Genomic DNA, 17,744 nt, shown 5'->3' with positions numbered 1-17,744 from the left:
CAATAAGGTCTCTCACATCCGTTAGATTTTAAAAAGTGTCGATTTTGATCAAATAGAGTCCCCTGGTTCCGTTAGCCGCGATATATATGTTTCCATCATTTACGAACCTCCTTAAATTTTGCCGCAACATCTAAAATTTCGCCAACTTTCGACCGATAACAGAAATACGTGACTATTTTTTGTAGAAAGGTCTCTTACCAAGGGGATTTCAAGTAAAATCAGGGAGAAGGTGGAGATGAATGGACAAGTTATCAAATCTGCTTCGTGCGGATGTTGAATATAAGAAGGAGGGACGAAGAGTGTCGAGAATGTGGAGCAAGTTGGTTATTATGATGTTGGTGCTTTCTCTAGTTGTCGCCTGGCTGCCCGTAGGGTCGCATCAAGCGGCGGCGGCATCGGATTATTTTCAAATTGCCAATTTTAACGATGACGTAAAGAATCCAACCGAAGTGAATACGCAAACGGTCGATTTGGTGGGGACGTTTACCGGGGTATCGGCGAATAGCATATCCTATGAGATCGATACGATTATTTTGAAAGAGGACGGTTCCATTGAAGTGGTGTCAAGCCGCAAAGGGACCGATGTCAAACCGGTGATCGAGAACTCGATGACGTTCCGTTTTCCTGGGATCAAGCTTGATTCGGGGCTAAACCGGATCACGGTGAAAGGGAACAATTCGTTAGGCAACGTTGTTACCGCGGAAGTATTCGTCAGATATTCGAACGCTCCGATGTTATATGATATTAAAGCGGCGGACGGACGCATTTTGCGAGACAGCACCGATCCGACGGTTATTGATACGAAATCGATCACACTGCGGGCGACCAATGCGAAAGAAGTTTACGTAAACGGCAAGAAAATGTATTCCGGAGACGGAAAAAATTACGTCGCATCGGACATTCCGTTGGTAGACGGGTTGAATACGCTGGTTATTACCGCGAGCAACGAAGGAAAGACGATCACAGAAACCCGCGAGGTCGTTTATTACGGCGGGGGACCGACCGCTTACAATTTGGAAATCGGCAATACGAAGGTTGAGAAAAACGGAACGGTGAACAAAACGGCTGCGAGCGCCGAGCCAGTAAAAGTTGCGGTTGTTTTTAAATTGGAGAACACTGCGCAAGAGCAATTAAATAACTTGAAATTGACTTTAACCGATCCGAATAACAATCTCGAATCGGTAACCGGTACAGCAAGCAATTTGAACAAGGTATCGAAAGACAGCCGGTTTATCACTTTCTTCTATTCCAATTTAAGCCCGGGATTAACCGTGAATGCGGAGGGGCGGCATAATGTGCACGTGCAGGGCGAATACGGGAAACAAACGGTCAACTATGCCATCAATTTCACGAATCGCACCTCTTCGTCAGCTTACATTACGGATATCCAACAGCTATTTAACGTCATTGACGACGGTTCCAAAATTACTTATGACAGAAGCGCGCCTTTGTCGTCCAATGCAACGTTTCTAGGGCTGCCTGTTTATATTTTGGTAAAAACGAGCGCCGCGACATCCGTAGATTTGAAATCTTTGGTCAACGGCAATGCTGCTTCTAATTTTAATTACGAATCGCGTACGCTTGCGAACGGAGAAACGGGGATTGTATTTAAAATAACAAGCATGCCTCCGGGGCAGCAAAATCTCGTGTTTACGCCGGGAGCAAGCGCGGCGGACAGCAGAACGGTTACGGTCAGTTATGTATCCGCGCCTTACCTGGAAATTGTGAATATTCAGGATGGAACGATCTTAAATAAGAATAAAGATCTTGAGAAAATTGTTATCAAGCATACGAATTTTTCCCAATCCGACTTGAGTTCGATTAAGCTGTCTATTAACGGCAGAGAATTGACGGGAGCGCCAAATAATAACAGTACAGATAACTTGTTGGAATATACAATTAGCGATGCCGAACAAAATTTATTGGTTGCCGGCCCGAATACGATCAAGATTACGGGAACGACCAACGGCATTCCGGTATCCACGACAATCACGATCTATATTTTCGCTAAATATTCGCCAGAGATCAGCGCAGTCTTCCCGGTTCCTTTCGTTGTAGATCCGGCCGGCATTCCGATTCGGCAAAACGACGATCCAAGCGGTTTGTTCAAGCTTGTATCGGATAACAAATACGCCACTTCGGAAAAAGCGCTGGAAGTGCTGTTCACGGTTCGAAGCGCCGATAAGTTTGACGTCCGGGTAGACGGAAAGTTATGGACTGACGCCAAACAGGACGGCGACGCATGGTTGTTTGACAATAACCGGCTCTTTATGGAAGGATCCGAACCGCTAAAAGACGAAAACGGGAATCCAATGACGGATGAAAACGGAAATGAAGTGATTCTGTATCATTTCCGCTTGCTTAAACAGCCGAACGAGAACACCGATGCGCTCACGCTTTCCAAAACGGGAGAGAAAAGCATTACGATCACCGCGCGCAAAGGTTCGGCCAACGTATCTCATACCATCACGATCGTCAAAGAGAACGCGTCTTTCTCGATTCTTTCTCCGAAACTGCCGGACGAAAGTGTCATCAACCAAAATTTCTTGAAGGTAAGCATCGAAGCGGAAGGCGCCAATCAAGTGCTTATCGGCAAGCAGGAGCTTGTTAAGGATAAGACGAACGATATTTTCCGCGGCGAAGTGAATAATTTAAAGGTAGGGAAAAATACGATCAAATTTACGGTCATTCAAGGCGATCAAAAAATTAACGGCCAATTTACCGTAAATTATGCCGGCGAGAAATTGCCCGGCGCATTATTTAAAACGGAAATTCCGAAATCAGGCAAAACGACGCTGTTTAAAGGCGACATGATCATAAGTTTGCCGAAAGGGACGTTGCTGAGGGAGGCTAACACCTTGCCTGGACAAGCGCCTCCTGAAATAAACATGTTCGACAATCAGCAAATCCTGTTCGGTATAGCGGATAAAAATGACGGCCGTATTCTCAAGAAGTATAATGCGGTAGGCGAGGAAGTTTCCGGAAGACCTCAAGACGGTATTATTAAAGAAATTCCGGCCGATTTTTCGGCTATTCAATGGTTGACTCTGCCAAGCCGTTACGGCTACGCTTCCGAGTTGTTCTGGATGGACGCGGGCTATATCGAGAAAGACAGCATGGGGAATGTCACGAAAGTCATTGAAGGAAAACTTCCGTATAAATCGTATAACGATCCGATCGAAGATCCCAACTTCTATGATCGTTCCAACATTCAATGGATGGAACCGACACAACGAGGAACCATTACGATGAAGTACGATCCGAACATTCGCGACGCGATTTCCGCAAACCTGGGGATATGGCGTTGGGTAGACCGCGACCAAATGTGGGTTCCGCTCGGAGGGACCATCGATGCGAAGAAACAAACGATAACTGCGCCGTTCGACGGTTTCGGTTATTATGCGATTCTTGGCCTTCGTTATACGTTTGACGATATTATCGGGCATCCATATGCGCGCAATAGCCTGGAAATTATGCTTTCCAGCAAAATTATGAATCCGATCGACGATTATGAATTCGGTGTATACGAGAACGTATCGAGAGGCGAATTCGCCACGATGCTGGTGAAAATACTGGACATCCCATTGGAGTACGATGAGAATAATCCTACATTCGACGATGTCGGCAATTATGGCGGTTTTAACGTACTATGGGATTACAGATATGTCGAGACAGCGGTTCGCAAAGGGATTATTCGCGGAATCGCTCCCCGGGTCTTCGACCCGAATGGCGATTTGACGCGGGAGCATGCGGCGACGATGATCGCGCGTGCGCTAAACTTGAAGTTAGGCACGAAGGAGAAAGACCTTCCGAAGTTGCAAAAGCAATTTACCGACGCGAATACGATCGATCCTTATATGGTTCCGGCAGTACTTGCTGTCAATAAAGCGGGGTATATCGAAGGTCTTCCGAATCAAATGGTGGAAGGACAGAAAAAACCGACGTACCGTTTTGATCCGACATCTAATTTAAAACGGGCCGATGCGGCTGTTATTGCCGAAAGAATCATGAGAAAGTTAAGGAAAATCAAGTAAATGAATGCTTTGGCAAGCTACTGGGAGCCCTGCGGGGCTCTCTTTTCCTCTCACTACCTTTTGTAATTCTCTGCGCTTTACGTTACAATAACGAAAAAAGGCATAAAGGGGAGAATCCGACTCGATGAAACTGATGAAATCGAAGCCTCAGTTAGAATACGACAAAGCCAAAACGAAATTTGAAGAGAAAGCCAAAATTCTTCAACAGAAAATTGAGGAAGTTCGCCAACATAAAGAAATTACGCAAGAAGTTATGGAAGAGATCGTTCTTGAAACCGGGTTTCATGACGCGTTCAACTCCTTGACGAAGGCGGAGAACGAACTGATTGATTGGTCGCATCGCACGATTAAGCATGAGAAAATGTACAAGGATAATCGCGAGCATTTCGACCGGATGTATGAAAATCTGCATACGAATCCGAAAGCGCGTGCCACGATCATCGAATTGGCCATGAAAATCAGATAATGTTGAGGCAGTTTGACCAGGACTAGGCGTCTTTTCTAAAGGCGCCTTTGTTTTTGGCTTGATTATTTTACAATTTTTTCTTAATGACGGGCTTCTAACACCGTGCTATACTAGCAACCGTGGCTTTAAAATATATCATGCCGATATGATCTGGACTGATAGCTGGCCATATGCAAAATTTCTCAAATTTTTTTTGAAAAAAGAACGCAACTTTTGCTCGTTTCATGCGTTTAAGATGATGACAAGAAAAAAATGAATAAATTTTAACCGATTCGACACAGGTTCTTCCTAACTTGCGAAATTATGGCTTTACGATTATTGGGACTCATTGTATAATGTTAGGGTAGGCTACGAATCTACATTTTTTTCATATGTCGCTTGTCTTGTTTACTAGTTTCTGTGATCGATTCGATTGCAGACATGATTATAGCAATTTGCTCAACTCGGGGAAGGGGGTGAATCGGCAATGAGTAACAAGAGCTACCATTTTACTAAACAAGGTTCTCATGATAATCAAGGAGGAGAAACAAAGGTTATGAAGAAAATTTTATCAGTCGCACTTTCTACAGCGATGGCATTCTCCATGTTCGCGTCTGTAGCGTTCGGTGCGGAGGCAGAAAAGAAACTTACTACTCAAGAGAAATATGATTTCCTGAAAGAGGAAGGCATATTCACTGGCTACAAAGACGGCACTGCCGGTCTTGACAAAACAATGACTCGCGCAGAGTTCGCAACGGTTGTAGCAAGATTGTTGGATCTTGACCTCAACTCCAGCACTGTATCTTACAACGATAAGCTTTCCGGTGGCGGTGTGTATAACACTGAATACTGGGCTCATGGAGCTATCGAAGCCGTAACAGCAGCTGGCTTGATGCAAGGTAAAAACGCAAAAGCTAAATTGTTCGATCCAAACGGCGACGTAACTGTTGAAGAAATGGCAAAAGTATTGGTGTTGGCACTGGACATCGAAGTTCCGGCTGAAGAGCCAGGCGCTAACTGGTCCAAACACTATGTTGCAGCAGCAGTTGAAGCTGGCTTGATCCCTGCAGGATCCGAACTGAAAGCTCCGGCTCTCCGCAGCTTGTTGGTTGACGCTTCCTATGCAGCGTTCCAAGCGATCGAAGACGCTAAGCTGAACGTTAAAACTGCAGAAGTTATCGATGCTAATAACGTAAAAGTAACTTTCACGGATGGTGAAGTTGTAGAGGTTAAACTTGAAGAAGCTCTTCAAGCTAACAAAGAAACTGAAATCACTGTAACTCATCCAAACGGGAAAGAATACAAAACTAAAGTTACTTATGTAGTGACTGCAGCTACTAAAATTGAGTCTGTTTCCGCGGATAACTTCAAAGAAGTCGTAATCAAATTCGACGGCGAAGTTGATGAAGCGAGCGCAGAGAATACAGCTAACTATGGACTCGATGGATTTAAATTCGAATCTGCTTCTTTGTCCGATGATAAAAGAGCTGTAACTTTGTTGTTGAAAAACGAAGTGGAAAGCACTCTTGAGAAACAAAAAGAGTATGAACTTTCCATTAAAGTTAAAAATTCCGACGGTTCCAAAACTTTTGATCAAAAAATCAAATTTACCCCAGTTGACTTGACTCTTCCTGAAGTTAAGGAAGTTGTAGGTCTTGGTACAAAAGCATTCAAAGTTGAATTTAGCGAGCCTGTTAACGAATCTAGCGTGAACACTTCTTCCAACTTTGAAATTGACGGCAAAGCAATTGCTGGATATGTAACATACTCTTATCCGAAAAAAGCAATTATTACTGCTGACTTATCCGTTGGAGAACATAAACTGGTTGTAAGAAATGTAGAAGATTTTGCTGGAAATAAAATTGCTCCTCGCGAAATTACATTTACTGTAGCTGAGGATACAGAAGCACCACAAATCGTTTCGGTTAAAACAAAAGATTTAACTAAAGTTGAAGTTGAATTCAATGAAACTGTTAAATCCGTCAGCAAAGCTTACCATACTTCGACATACAACGAAGCGAAAGAAATCAAAATTAATGACAACATCGTAACGCTTGAGTTTGAAGACGAGAAAAAGCTGAACCTGAATGAAACAACTGTTTACTTAGAAGGTGTAACTGACTACAGCAATAACACTGCTAACCGTGAAGCAAAAGTAACGCCTGCATTGGATTCCACTAATCCGGTTGTTACATCTATCAAAGCAGAACTGAACGAAGAGGAAAATGTTCATCAATTTGTAATTGAGTTCAGTAAAGAAGTAAATAGAACTGACGCTGAGAAGAACGAGTACTACACCTTGAAAAACGAAAAAGGCGAGTTAGTTAAAGGTACTGGTTTGGATTCGAAGGGTCATCCATCGCTGAAACCGAACCTTGATAGCAACAATAAAAAAGTCACTATCAAACTGTTAGGTAAACTGGATAGCGGTAAATACACGCTTGAAATTGCGGGTATTCGCGACAGAGCGGCGATTGCTAACACATTGATTCCTTACTCCGGTACAATTAACATCGGAGACATCGAGAGCCCACAAGTTGCGAACTCTTGGTTTAAGCAAACTCAAGTTGGAAGCAAATGGGACACTGAAATCTTTATTCAATTTAACAAAGATGTAGCAAATGATGGATCCGGTAAGGCTGATGACATTAACAAATATAACTACAACAAAAATTATGACGGCCAAACTGAGAGTGGTTTCTCGCCATTCCCAAAAGATTCAAAAGCTTACTTGACAGATGGTAGAACAGTTAAAATTGTATTACCTCGTCAAGACAATGCCTTCATCGGAAATGGTCAAGATCTTGGCCTGCGTATTATCAGCGTAGCTGATACAAAAGGTAACTTCCTGCAAGGATCCATTGCTTATACTGCAGTTAAAGATTATGACAACGCAAAAGTAGTTGTTAAAAAAGCGGAAGCTACTGCTAGAGACACATTTAAAGTTGAATTCGATGCAATTCTTTCCACTGTTTACGCGAAAGATTTCACTGTAGATGGAAAAGAATTGAAAGTTGACAAACGTGAAGAAGATAACGGTAAGTCAATCGTTACATTCAAATTTGTTGACAAAGACGCCAAAGTTAATCCGGATCCTACTAGCACTGAATTTGTAATTGCTGCTAAACCGCAATCTCAAACATCCTACGGTTTGAAAGTGGGTTATGGCACAGACGCAAGTGGCAATGATGAAAAAGTGTTCTTGCGAGACAAAATTAAACCTGAACTTGTTGAAGAGGGTACTTACAAAGGTTTAACAGTCGCTAGTGTAACTAATGGCGTATATGCAGAACTTGAATTCAACAAAGAAGTAACTGTTCTTAACAACCCGGATCTGTTCACAGTTCGCGTTGACGGCAAAAAAGTTGATTCCGACAAAATTGTTAGCGTAGCTTTGAAAAATCCTGTAAATGGAGCTTCTAAAGTTGTTGAAATTAAAGTGAATCTTGGCGAAGCAGTTCCTGCTGGTAAACTTGTAGAAGTGTTCTTGGAAGAGCATAATGCTGATTCCAGAAACCTTAGAGATACACATGGAAATGCTGCTGCAAGCTTCTACGTTTCCAAAACATTAAATTAATAAGATTTTTAAGAACTCATCTTCTTTCGAAGATGAGTTCTTTTTTACTTTATAAATTGAAATTAAGAATTTAAAAACAGAAGATTTAATAAGGTAAAAACGAAACTTTATGCCTCTTCAATACGTTTAATAAGATATAAGCATTTAAACAAGGAGGAGAAATCTTGAACAGAATGAAAAAAGTGGCCGCCGTACTGTCAGTCACCCTTTTGTTAGGACAAATGGCAGCAATAGCAGAGGCCAAGGAAGCTACTAATAAAAATGCCGTGACTATCAATAAGCCTCAACCAACATATACCTTGGATCAATTAAAACCTGTAAAAGTCTCGGCAAAAAGCAATGTTAAATTAACGGATGTCAATATTTTAACGACAGATGAAGGGGATGTGTTAACTTATACGTTAACCTTCTATAATAACGATGCTAAAGATATTTCGTTAATCGATTACTGGTCAAGAGTTAAATCAAAAAGCGGAACTGTGTATTCCAGCAATCTTCTCGCTAAGGATAAAGAGAAGAAACGGGTGTCACCGCAATCTCAAGTAAGTGTTACATATTTTTCGAAAATAGGCAAAAATACGAAACTTAACGATCTTATTTTTGAAGTTGTGAAATGGGATTTTAGTAAACCGAATTATGAGGATAAGCTAGGAACGTTTCAAATTCCAAACACGTTTACTACCGCAACTCAGTTCAATAAAATTAAAAATATGAACATTAACGACGTTTGGGGTAAAGTTACTGTAAACCAATTTTTCATGTATCAATCCGACGATTATTATTATGCGACGGTTGCATTACAAATTGAGAACGCCGGCTATAAAGTCATTGATGATCCTAAATACAAATTTATGATTAGAACTTCTGATGGAGCAAGCTATCCGTTGCAAGCAGACGCGACAAGCGTTGATTACAAAATACAACCGCATGATAAAAAAACACTAAATTTAATGACAATGATTCCGAAAAATGTAAAAACGGATAATCTGCAGTTACAGATTATCCAAGAAGATGGCGGAGGGGAGAAAGCGCCTTCCAGCAATTTGGCGGTCGCTACATTCCAATTGCCGAACAATAGTATGGAAGAAATGGTTACGGGAAGTTATGAAGCAAAGGATATTACTGTAGGCAATTCAAAAGTATCGACAAAAATTACAAATACTAGAATCAGTCAAGGAACCGACGAATATCAAGTGTCCTTAAACTTTAATTTTAATAATACCAGCTCGCAAACAGTGAAACTTCCTAACTATGAATTTGTTGTTTTGGGAACTGACGGTTATAAATTCCCGATAACGACAAAAGTTTTGGAAGGTACTACACTTAAGCCTTTGGAGGAAAAAGACATACGACTAAGTGTTTCCATTCCGAAGAGCGCGGGAATTCAAGATTTAAAACTTTCGTTAAACCAACCGACCGATCCGAATCAGAAAGAAGAAAAATTGGATTTTCCGGTAGCAATATATGATATTCCAGCAGTAAATCCGACAACAAATTCTCAAGGAATCAAGTATAATATTACAAATGAAAAAGGAAACTTTACAATTAAATTGTCGTCCATTCAACGGCTTCCCTGGGTAGATGGGGATATCGTTGCAGCGAATATGACCATTCAAAATGAGGGTGTTAAAGCGATCGAATTGCCTAAAATGGAAGGTGTATTCAAAATCGACGGGGCTTTGGCAAGCGGAGATAATAAATTGGTTCAAAGTAACAGCAGCATGGTCGTAGGTCCTAAATCTTCGCTAGATTTATATATGGTAGCAAAAGTTCCTAATGGATTAGACTTCAAAGAGTTACAAATTGACTTGATGGAAAAAATCGGGGAAACTAGTGCCGAACTAATTCAATTTATTAATACTGGAAAACTCAAAGAAATTCCTGAAGTAGAATTCGGAACCACTTATGATATTAATACCGCAGGACGCCAAGCGCAGATTAAAGCTAGAGAATCAATCATTTACCCTGGATCCGGAACAAATATCATTTACACTGATTTGGAAATGGAAAGCTTAGAATCCCGTCAGGCTAATCTTTCCCAACTTGTAGGCTACTATGCTACAGAGGATGGACAATATTATCAGGCAAATGCTATTCAAGTTGATCATGCTACAAGCCCAGGCGGAAAAAACATTGTCACATTATGGGCAAAAGTTCCAAAAAATATTAATACAACAAATATGAAGCTAATTGTCGGCGAAGGCATCACTGAAGATAAAATGACTCCACCTAAGGGTGAGTCGAGTGCTTATGTAAATGCTTCTGCTCTCAATTTGAAGTTCAGTACTAATCAATATAAACAAGTTTTCCAAGAAATTGAGATGTTCCCATACACCATTTCGATTACAAATATGAAGGGCACATTGGCTGGATCTTCAGTTACGATCGGCATAACTTATAACTTAAGAAGAGATTTAAGTTATGAAATGGGTGAATACGGACACAAACTTGTATTCGAGTTTATCGATGCAAGGGGTGTTTCCCATGAGAAAGAACTATCGTTTGATGGAGATCTTGAAGAAGGAAACAGCAGAACTGTAACAGTAAGTTTTAGCGGCTCGAGTATGGACGATATGAATGCTGGAGTTTACCATGTGAACATCCACGATAAATTCCAAGGGTTGAAACGCAAGCTTGCAAATAACGGTGTTAATTTGACGAATGAATTTTAGATCTGAAATAGGAGTCCTAAAATGAAAAGAAACATATACAAATTTGCTGTTGTACTGGGTATGCTAAGTGTTGGCTTCATCCTCGGCAACGTCCTATCCACCAGCGCGGACGGAGTCGCCTCGGGCGGCTCCCCCGGGTCGGCGGATGATCCGGTGGTGACGAAGAGTTATGTGGATCAGCAGATCCAGAAGGCGCTGAACGGCGGTTTGCCAGTGTCTAATAATGGCAATGCAGGACAAGGTTCCGAAAGCGGCCAAACAGGCAATGGAGGGCAATCGGCTAGCAAAGAACTGCAAATCGTCGATGTGAAAGTCGGGGAGAAGCTGATCGCCAAGGGAGGCACCGAATTTATCGTCCGTGCGGGCAAAGCGGTTGTACACAGCCCGGATGAGAATGGAATCTCCGATTTGACGGACGGTAAGGATATAAAAAATGGACAAGCAGTAACAAATAACCACTTGCTGCTGTTTCCGCGCGACGGAAGAGGCGTCATGCCTGATCCGGGGCAGAAAAACGGGCTGACGGTGATGGTTCGCGGCAATTATGAAATTCAATGATTCCACACATACTAAGGCTGTATCACCAAAATCATTATGGAGGTGCAGCTTTAGATGGCAAATCGCAATCAGTTAATTGTGAAGGAAAGCCGGAAAGCGATGGATCAACTGAAATACGAAATTTCGGCTGAACTGGGAACGCCGATTGGTTCGTCCTTCGGTTCTAGCGGATTCGGGGATACGGAGTTCGCTTCCGAACTGGGAGAGCAAGGAAGTGCCGGTCATGCGGTTCGCGGATATTACGGCCATATGACATCCCGGGAAACCGGCGCCATTGGCGGCCATATGACTAGGAAACTGGTCCGCGACGCGGAAAGCACCGTTTCCCATTCTTGAGCATATTATGGCTATTATCCCCAGTATTCATACATTGACATGCTAAGACAAATAAAGTATTATGTGTTTCGAAGGATTGTATAACAACCTTTTCCATACGGGAAAGGTTCATTTTTTGTGTAGGGACTCATTGTTTTTCGCATAATAATTGATGGTTGGAGGTTGAGAACGTTATGTCTGTAAAAGGGCGACATTTATTTACATCCGAATCGGTGACGGAAGGACATCCCGATAAAATTTGCGATCAGATCTCGGATGCGGTATTGGATGCGTTTCTGGAGAACGATCCGAATGCGCGCGTTGCATGCGAGGTATCCGTAGCGACAGGTTTAGTGCTTGTCATTGGAGAAATTTCGACGAAATCGGAATATGTCGATATTCCGTCAATCGTACGCAATACGATTAAAGATATCGGATATACCCGTGCCAAATACGGTTTCGATTATAATACCTGCGCCGTGCTGACTTCCTTAAACGAGCAGTCGGCGGATATCGCGCAAGGCGTTAACGCTGCATTGGAAAATCGCGATCCGAATCAAATGGATAAAGAAACCGAAAATATCGGAGCGGGCGACCAAGGGTTGATGTTCGGTTTTGCCACCAACGAAACGCCTGAGTTAATGCCGTTGCCGATTGCTTTATCGCATCGTATCGCTCGACGTTTATCGGAGGTTCGGAAGGACGGCACACTCGATTACCTTCGACCTGACGGCAAAACGCAAGTAACGATCGAATATGTTGATGAAAAACCGGTGCGTGTCGATACGATCGTCGTTTCCACACAACATGCGGAGAGCGTTACTTTAGATCAAATTCAAAAGGACATTATGGAGAAAGTTATTGCTCCGGTTGTCCCTGCCGAATTGCTTGACGACCAAACGAAATATTTCATTAACCCGACCGGACGCTTCGTCATCGGCGGACCGCAAGGCGATGCCGGACTGACGGGGCGCAAAATTATTGTCGACACATACGGCGGTTACGCGCGCCATGGAGGCGGCGCATTCTCCGGGAAAGATCCAACGAAGGTCGACCGTTCCGCGGCTTATGCTGCGCGCTACGTGGCTAAGAATTTGGTTGCCGCAGGTCTTGCCGATAAATGCGAAATCCAATTGGCCTATGCGATCGGCGTGGCGAATCCCGTCTCGATCAATGTAGATACTTACGGTACGGGCAAAGTGAGCGAGGAGAAACTGGTCGAATTAATCCGCAACAATTTCGACTTGCGTCCGGCAGGCATTATCAAAATGCTTGACCTGCGCCGGCCGATTTACCGTCAAACGGCGGCATACGGTCATTTCGGCCGTACGGATGTCGATCTTCCATGGGAACGCGTCGACAAGGCGGAGCAATTGAAACAGCAAGCGCAAAATTAATCTTGGAAATTATTAGAGCTGAGACTTGTCTCGGCTCTTTTTTATATTTTGGCTAAAACGTCGTATAACATCCCCTTTATTGGAAATGATATTACGTATCGTACATATTGTACAATTCGTACGAATAAGATACAATTGGAGGTGAAGGGGGAATGTTTATGATAGGCTATGCAATGAAATCGTCAGATGTCAGAGAACACTTTAGTGAATTTATCGATGAAGTTGTTCACAAGTCGCCTAAAATCGTAAATCGGCGTAGAGACCACTTTATGGCCATCAATTTGCAGCATATACAGCCTCTCGTTCAAAATGTGATATTAAATGCCTTTTTTGAACAAGACGAAGAGGGGAATTTTATTTCGTCATTTCACGAAATTACGGACTTGATTGGTTATGGCCGTACAAAAGAAGAATCTTTAGACCACTTGATCGATGATCTGATTGAATATGCCCAGGATTACTTATTTAACAGCTTCTCCTTATATATTCATGCTCCTAATAGACGAGAACACTTCCCTTTTGTTCTAAAAGTAATGATGCAGAAAGAGGCAAAGGAAGTAAGAGAATTCATAAATGTCGAATACTAGAGATCATCGGAAATTCTGTGAAAACGACGGTTGGGAACTATTCAAGTCTACTGACCATGATTTTTACAGAAAGAGGTTAGAAGACGGGAGCTATAAAATAACCAAGATATCTAGGGGATATCAAGATTATTCCAAAGGACTTTTTGCCAGAATACTAAAGGATCAACTCCAAGTTAGCCGAGATGAATTTAATAGAAAAATATAGCAAGTCACCTTTACGGTGGCTTTTCCTTATTCTGCTCTAAACTTCTTCCTCCTTTATGCCGATTTAATTTATACAGGTATGTTCAGATTGCCGACAGCAGGTCAAGAGATTCATGAAGCATTTTTAAACAATGGGGAGCGGAAATACATGAAGACAAAGATTGCAAAAGTCTTATCTGTTTTACTATTCTTTGAACTTTTTATAGGAATTCTAGCCGTTTCGGAAACCCCAGGGAGCAAATCGTGGGCTGGCGGCATCATGCCCTACGACATTCAAACTGTAACTGCTGCGACGGATGCGGTTTACTCTACTGATGTGTATCCGAGAGACAACGTGGAGCTAGGAGCGAGCTTAGTCATTACGTTTAACGAACCCGTTTCCAAAGCGTCTGGGTATATTCGAATTGACGATCTTAATAGCAATGTTTCATTCGATTCTTTTTCGGTTACTTCCAGCAGGGTTTCAATTAATAATAATGTAGTCACGATCCAACCTAGCAAAAATTTCAATTCGGGAAGGCGGTACCTCGTCAGCATCGACGCCGGCGCTTTTCGAGGCAATTCGGGCGGGCTCTCTAACAAGGTAGAGTGGAGCTTATCGACCAAAGGTTCCGCAGGCGCCCCTTACATTACTTCGCTGAGCCCGAGCAACGGATCGAGCGGTGCCGGCACCTATCCGACGCTGCGTATTACGTTCAACGAAGCCGTAAAATACGGTTCCGGGGATATTACGATTTACGAGGAACGGTACAATCGCTTGGTCAAGCGAATCCCGATATCTTCCAGCGACGTTAGCGGGGGAGGAACCTCGACGATTACGATTAATCCCCGGATAAACCTATCGACGGGAACTTGGTATTACGTAAAAATCGATAGCGGAGCTTTCAAAAATCTGTCGAACGTGAATTTCTCGGGCATATCCAGCACAAGCGACTGGAGATTTCGCGCAGACTCTTATTCCGGGTTGTACGTCACCGATTTGACGCCGTCAAATCGTTCGAGCAGCGTCCCGGTCAATTCCGATTTAACCATTCGATTCAACAACGAAGTTTCTATTTATTCGGGGACGATTCGTATTTACAAAATGGGCACTTCTTCTTCTATCATCGGCGATCCGATTATTTACTCGAATAAGCGGGAAGTGACGATTCGTCCCGAAACGAAATTCGATCATAACGCCACATATTATGTGGAGATCCCTTCGGGGCTTTTCAGAGACAATTCCGGCAATTATTATTCCGGCATGTACGGCAGCGGGGAATGGAGCTTTACGACCGGAGACCCGGATCGAACGCCGCCGACTTTATCGTCGGCCAAGATGCACAATAATAACACGATCAGGCTGCAATATAATAAGTCGCTGGATAGCTATTACGAATCGTCCGCCTCGAACTATACCGTTACCGTGAACGGCGAGAAGCGCGGGGTGTCATCCGTGAGAGTAAGCGGGGACAGCGTCTATGTTTCGCTTTCCAGCGGCGTCGCCGTTGGGCAGGTGATCAAAATCTCCTATACTGCCGGAGGATCTTGGCCGATTCAGGATTTATACGGAAATAAGGCCGCAGGCTTCAGCAATTATACGGTAACCAACACCGTAGATACGACATTGCCTAAAATTACAAGCGGAACTGTAAACGGAAAGTCTATGACTTTGTATTTCAGCGAGACATTGAAAAGCCCGTCGTCATATGCACATACGCAGTTCACGGTAAAGGCGGACGGGAAAACGATCGGCACGAGTAGCAACGGCACGAGCAGCAGTTCTTCCTTGGTTATCACTCTGGACACAAGCGTTGCTAACGGCGAAGTCGTACAGATTGACTATACGCCGGGATCGTATCCGCTCGAAACCTATAACGGCAATCGCGTAGCGACGGCTTCCGACCTTTTCGTGAAGAATGTTAACGACAATAAAGCCCCAGTGCTCAAAGAAGCGACGATTGCCGGGAATAAAGTTACGCTGACGTATAATAAACCGATGGATTCCAATAGTATACCGATGAACAGTCATTTCTCGGTACTTGTTGATAATGCGGCGCGCTACGTCAACAAAGTCGAGTTCGACAGCAACAAAGTCATACTGACGCTCGTGTCGTCCGTTGCCAAAACCCAGAACGTAACCGTTTCGTATGTGCCGGGAAGTCCGCGTTTAAGAGACTGGAATTACAACAATGCGCCGGCATTCGATGCGGTGAAGGCAACCAACGCGACGGATAGCCAAATCGCAACCGTCAAGACGGCAGTCGTACGCGAAGACGTATTGACTCTAACTTTAACAAAAACGGTGACGGCGACATCGGAACTTGCAAGCAATCAGTTTGCCGTAAGAGTAAACAATGCGCCGCGGCAAATCACATCGGTTTCTTTAAACGGAGCGACAATAACGATTATGCTCGCCCAACCCGTGGATGGCGGGCAAGCGGTAACGCTAACTTATGTGCCGGGGAACAATCCGTTGAAAGACTCTAGCGGCAACGCAATGAAAGGTTTTACGAACCAATCGGTCGTGAACCAGACGAATTTACCGGACGGTACGCCAGGGTTTATGACGACGTCGCCGCGAGATTTGTTTATAGACGAGATTTTTTTGCTTAAACCGGAAGGAGCGGCTAAGAGCGCGGACCGTTCGCGCGGAGGCAAAACGATTAACCGTTATACGATCAATAAAGAGCAATTGCAGCAAGCGTTCGAGTACATCATTGAAAATGCATACGGCGCCGATACGATCGAGTTGGCATTTGACGTTCCGGGAGGAGAAGGAGCCGCATCGGTAGCGGTTCCGTTAGAGACGCTGCAAGCGGTGTACAAGCTCGATAATGATACGGTAATGTCCGTACGATATGGCGATACCGTATATCGGCTGCCGCTGAAAAATATAAACGCGGACGCCATTGCACGACAATTCAACACAAATGTTAGTTCGATCCATTTGCTCTTCCAAATTGAGAGACAAAGCAGCTCGACCGGCGGCAGTTTCGGCATCTCTCAATTGAATGCCGAAGGCGCGAAACTTATCGTCGAGCCATATGAATATAGCATTTCCGTTCTCATCGGAAACACCACTAGAGCGTTGAATGTGAATACGGAGCATTTGTTGCGGGTGAGACAAAATATCGTGCGCGATCGCACGACGATGATAAGCTTTGACGCTCTGGTAAACAAATATACTTACGCCCCTACCTTCATTATCCAGGAAGGAACTTTGACGGTGATGAATTTTAAGGGCGTCAGCAACAATATTTATGCAGCCGTAACGAGAAACAAAGATTACAGCGATATTCGCAATCATTGGGCTGCCGCGGATATTCGGCAACTGGCTTCCAAATTCGTGATCGACGGGCAAACCGTGTCGTCGTTCGTGCCGGGCAAAAATATTACACGAGCGGAATTTGCCGTGTTTATAGCGCGGGCGCTTGGCCTTACCGGCGATCGAAGCGCCACGGCCAAATTTTCCGACGTCGCCCCGAATACCGCAACAGGCGTGTATATCGAGGCGGCGACGAGAGCGGGTATCATTACGGGTCATACCGACGGCACGTTTAAGCCGAACGACCCGATTACGCGCGAGCAAATGGCGCTCATGATGATTCGGGCGATGGAACATACCGGAAATCCGGTAACCTTGACTCAAAACGCCAACACGATCCTGCAAAAATTCAAAGACCGCAATCAAATCAGCAGTGTCGGGGCGGATGCGGTCGCTAAAGCGGTGCAAAGCGGGATTATTCAGGGAAGAACGATTGATACGTTTGTACCGAGAGGCAATGCGACACGCGCGGAAGCAACTGTGATGCTGAAGCGCATGATGCAAGCGATTGAGTATTTGGAATAACATTATTGCATAACGATGCAGCACAAAAGAGCGAGGTTCGTGGTTTGATTCCCACAACCCCTTGCTCTTTTTGCTTTACTGTTAGGGGAGCGAGAGCCCGCCCGACGTTCAGCCCGCCTAATG

At 43.8% G+C, this 17,744-nt stretch carries 9 protein-coding genes; all 9 read left to right on the top strand.

Annotation, left to right across the window (positions count from 1 at the left end; translation table 11 throughout):
• The first annotated feature begins 308 nt into the window (after window positions 1-308).
• The 9 genes from LQ229_RS02500 to LQ229_RS02460 all read left to right on the top strand — a co-directional run bounded on the left by LQ229_RS02500 (window position 309) and on the right by LQ229_RS02460 (window position 17,621).
• On the top strand, window positions 309-4,034 hold the full coding sequence (locus LQ229_RS02500) for an S-layer homology domain-containing protein (RefSeq protein ID WP_230190973.1): 3,726 nt from the start codon (window positions 309-311) through the stop codon (window positions 4,032-4,034).
• A gap of 124 nt (window positions 4,035-4,158) precedes the next feature.
• Window positions 4,159-4,500 carry a hypothetical protein gene (locus LQ229_RS02495; protein ID WP_216536701.1) on the top strand — a complete coding sequence of 114 codons (342 nt, stop codon included), beginning with the start codon at window positions 4,159-4,161 and terminating at the stop codon, window positions 4,498-4,500.
• Window positions 4,501-4,966: 466 nt separating this feature from the next.
• A complete protein-coding gene (locus LQ229_RS02490; protein WP_230190878.1) occupies window positions 4,967-8,056 on the top strand; it encodes an S-layer homology domain-containing protein in 3,090 nt (1,029 codons plus the stop codon).
• A 164-nt stretch (window positions 8,057-8,220) separates the two neighbouring features.
• On the top strand, window positions 8,221-10,728 hold the full coding sequence (locus LQ229_RS02485) for a hypothetical protein (protein ID WP_230190877.1): 2,508 nt from the start codon (window positions 8,221-8,223) through the stop codon (window positions 10,726-10,728).
• A 21-nt stretch (window positions 10,729-10,749) separates the two neighbouring features.
• Window positions 10,750-11,286 carry a hypothetical protein gene (locus LQ229_RS02480; RefSeq protein WP_230190876.1) on the top strand — a complete coding sequence of 179 codons (537 nt, stop codon included), beginning with the start codon at window positions 10,750-10,752 and terminating at the stop codon, window positions 11,284-11,286.
• 54 nt (window positions 11,287-11,340) lie between these two features.
• Entirely contained in the window at window positions 11,341-11,622 is a 282-nt protein-coding gene (locus LQ229_RS02475; RefSeq protein WP_230190875.1) for an alpha/beta-type small acid-soluble spore protein, read from the top strand.
• 173 nt (window positions 11,623-11,795) lie between these two features.
• Window positions 11,796-12,998 carry a methionine adenosyltransferase gene (gene metK, locus LQ229_RS02470; RefSeq protein WP_230190874.1) on the top strand — a complete coding sequence of 401 codons (1,203 nt, stop codon included), beginning with the start codon at window positions 11,796-11,798 and terminating at the stop codon, window positions 12,996-12,998.
• A gap of 158 nt (window positions 12,999-13,156) precedes the next feature.
• Complete coding sequence (locus LQ229_RS02465) at window positions 13,157-13,585, top strand: hypothetical protein (protein ID WP_230190873.1); 429 nt, start codon at window positions 13,157-13,159, stop codon at window positions 13,583-13,585.
• A 352-nt stretch (window positions 13,586-13,937) separates the two neighbouring features.
• Window positions 13,938-17,621, top strand: coding sequence for a SwmB domain-containing protein (locus LQ229_RS02460; protein ID WP_230190872.1), 3,684 nt, complete (start codon window positions 13,938-13,940; stop codon window positions 17,619-17,621).
• Window positions 17,622-17,744: the final 123 nt, after the last annotated feature.

It is taken from the genome of Paenibacillus sp. CECT 9249, assembly GCF_918697855.1.
Classification (GTDB): Bacteria; Bacillota; Bacilli; order Paenibacillales; family Paenibacillaceae; genus MSJ-34.
Note: the sequence above shows the minus strand (reverse complement) of the source record. Positions and strands in the feature narration are given on the sequence as shown.

Coding starts and splice junctions, on each gene's coding strand:
- LQ229_RS02480 (WP_230190876.1), top strand. CDS start 10,750: ATGAAAAGAAACATATACAAATTTGCTGTTGTACTGGGTATGCTAAGT.
- LQ229_RS02495 (WP_216536701.1), top strand. CDS start 4,159: ATGAAACTGATGAAATCGAAGCCTCAGTTAGAATACGACAAAGCCAAA.
- LQ229_RS02490 (WP_230190878.1), top strand. CDS start 4,967: ATGAGTAACAAGAGCTACCATTTTACTAAACAAGGTTCTCATGATAAT.
- LQ229_RS02500 (WP_230190973.1), top strand. CDS start 309: ATGTGGAGCAAGTTGGTTATTATGATGTTGGTGCTTTCTCTAGTTGTC.
- LQ229_RS02465 (WP_230190873.1), top strand. CDS start 13,157: ATGATAGGCTATGCAATGAAATCGTCAGATGTCAGAGAACACTTTAGT.
- LQ229_RS02475 (WP_230190875.1), top strand. CDS start 11,341: ATGGCAAATCGCAATCAGTTAATTGTGAAGGAAAGCCGGAAAGCGATG.
- metK (WP_230190874.1), top strand. CDS start 11,796: ATGTCTGTAAAAGGGCGACATTTATTTACATCCGAATCGGTGACGGAA.
- LQ229_RS02460 (WP_230190872.1), top strand. CDS start 13,938: ATGAAGACAAAGATTGCAAAAGTCTTATCTGTTTTACTATTCTTTGAA.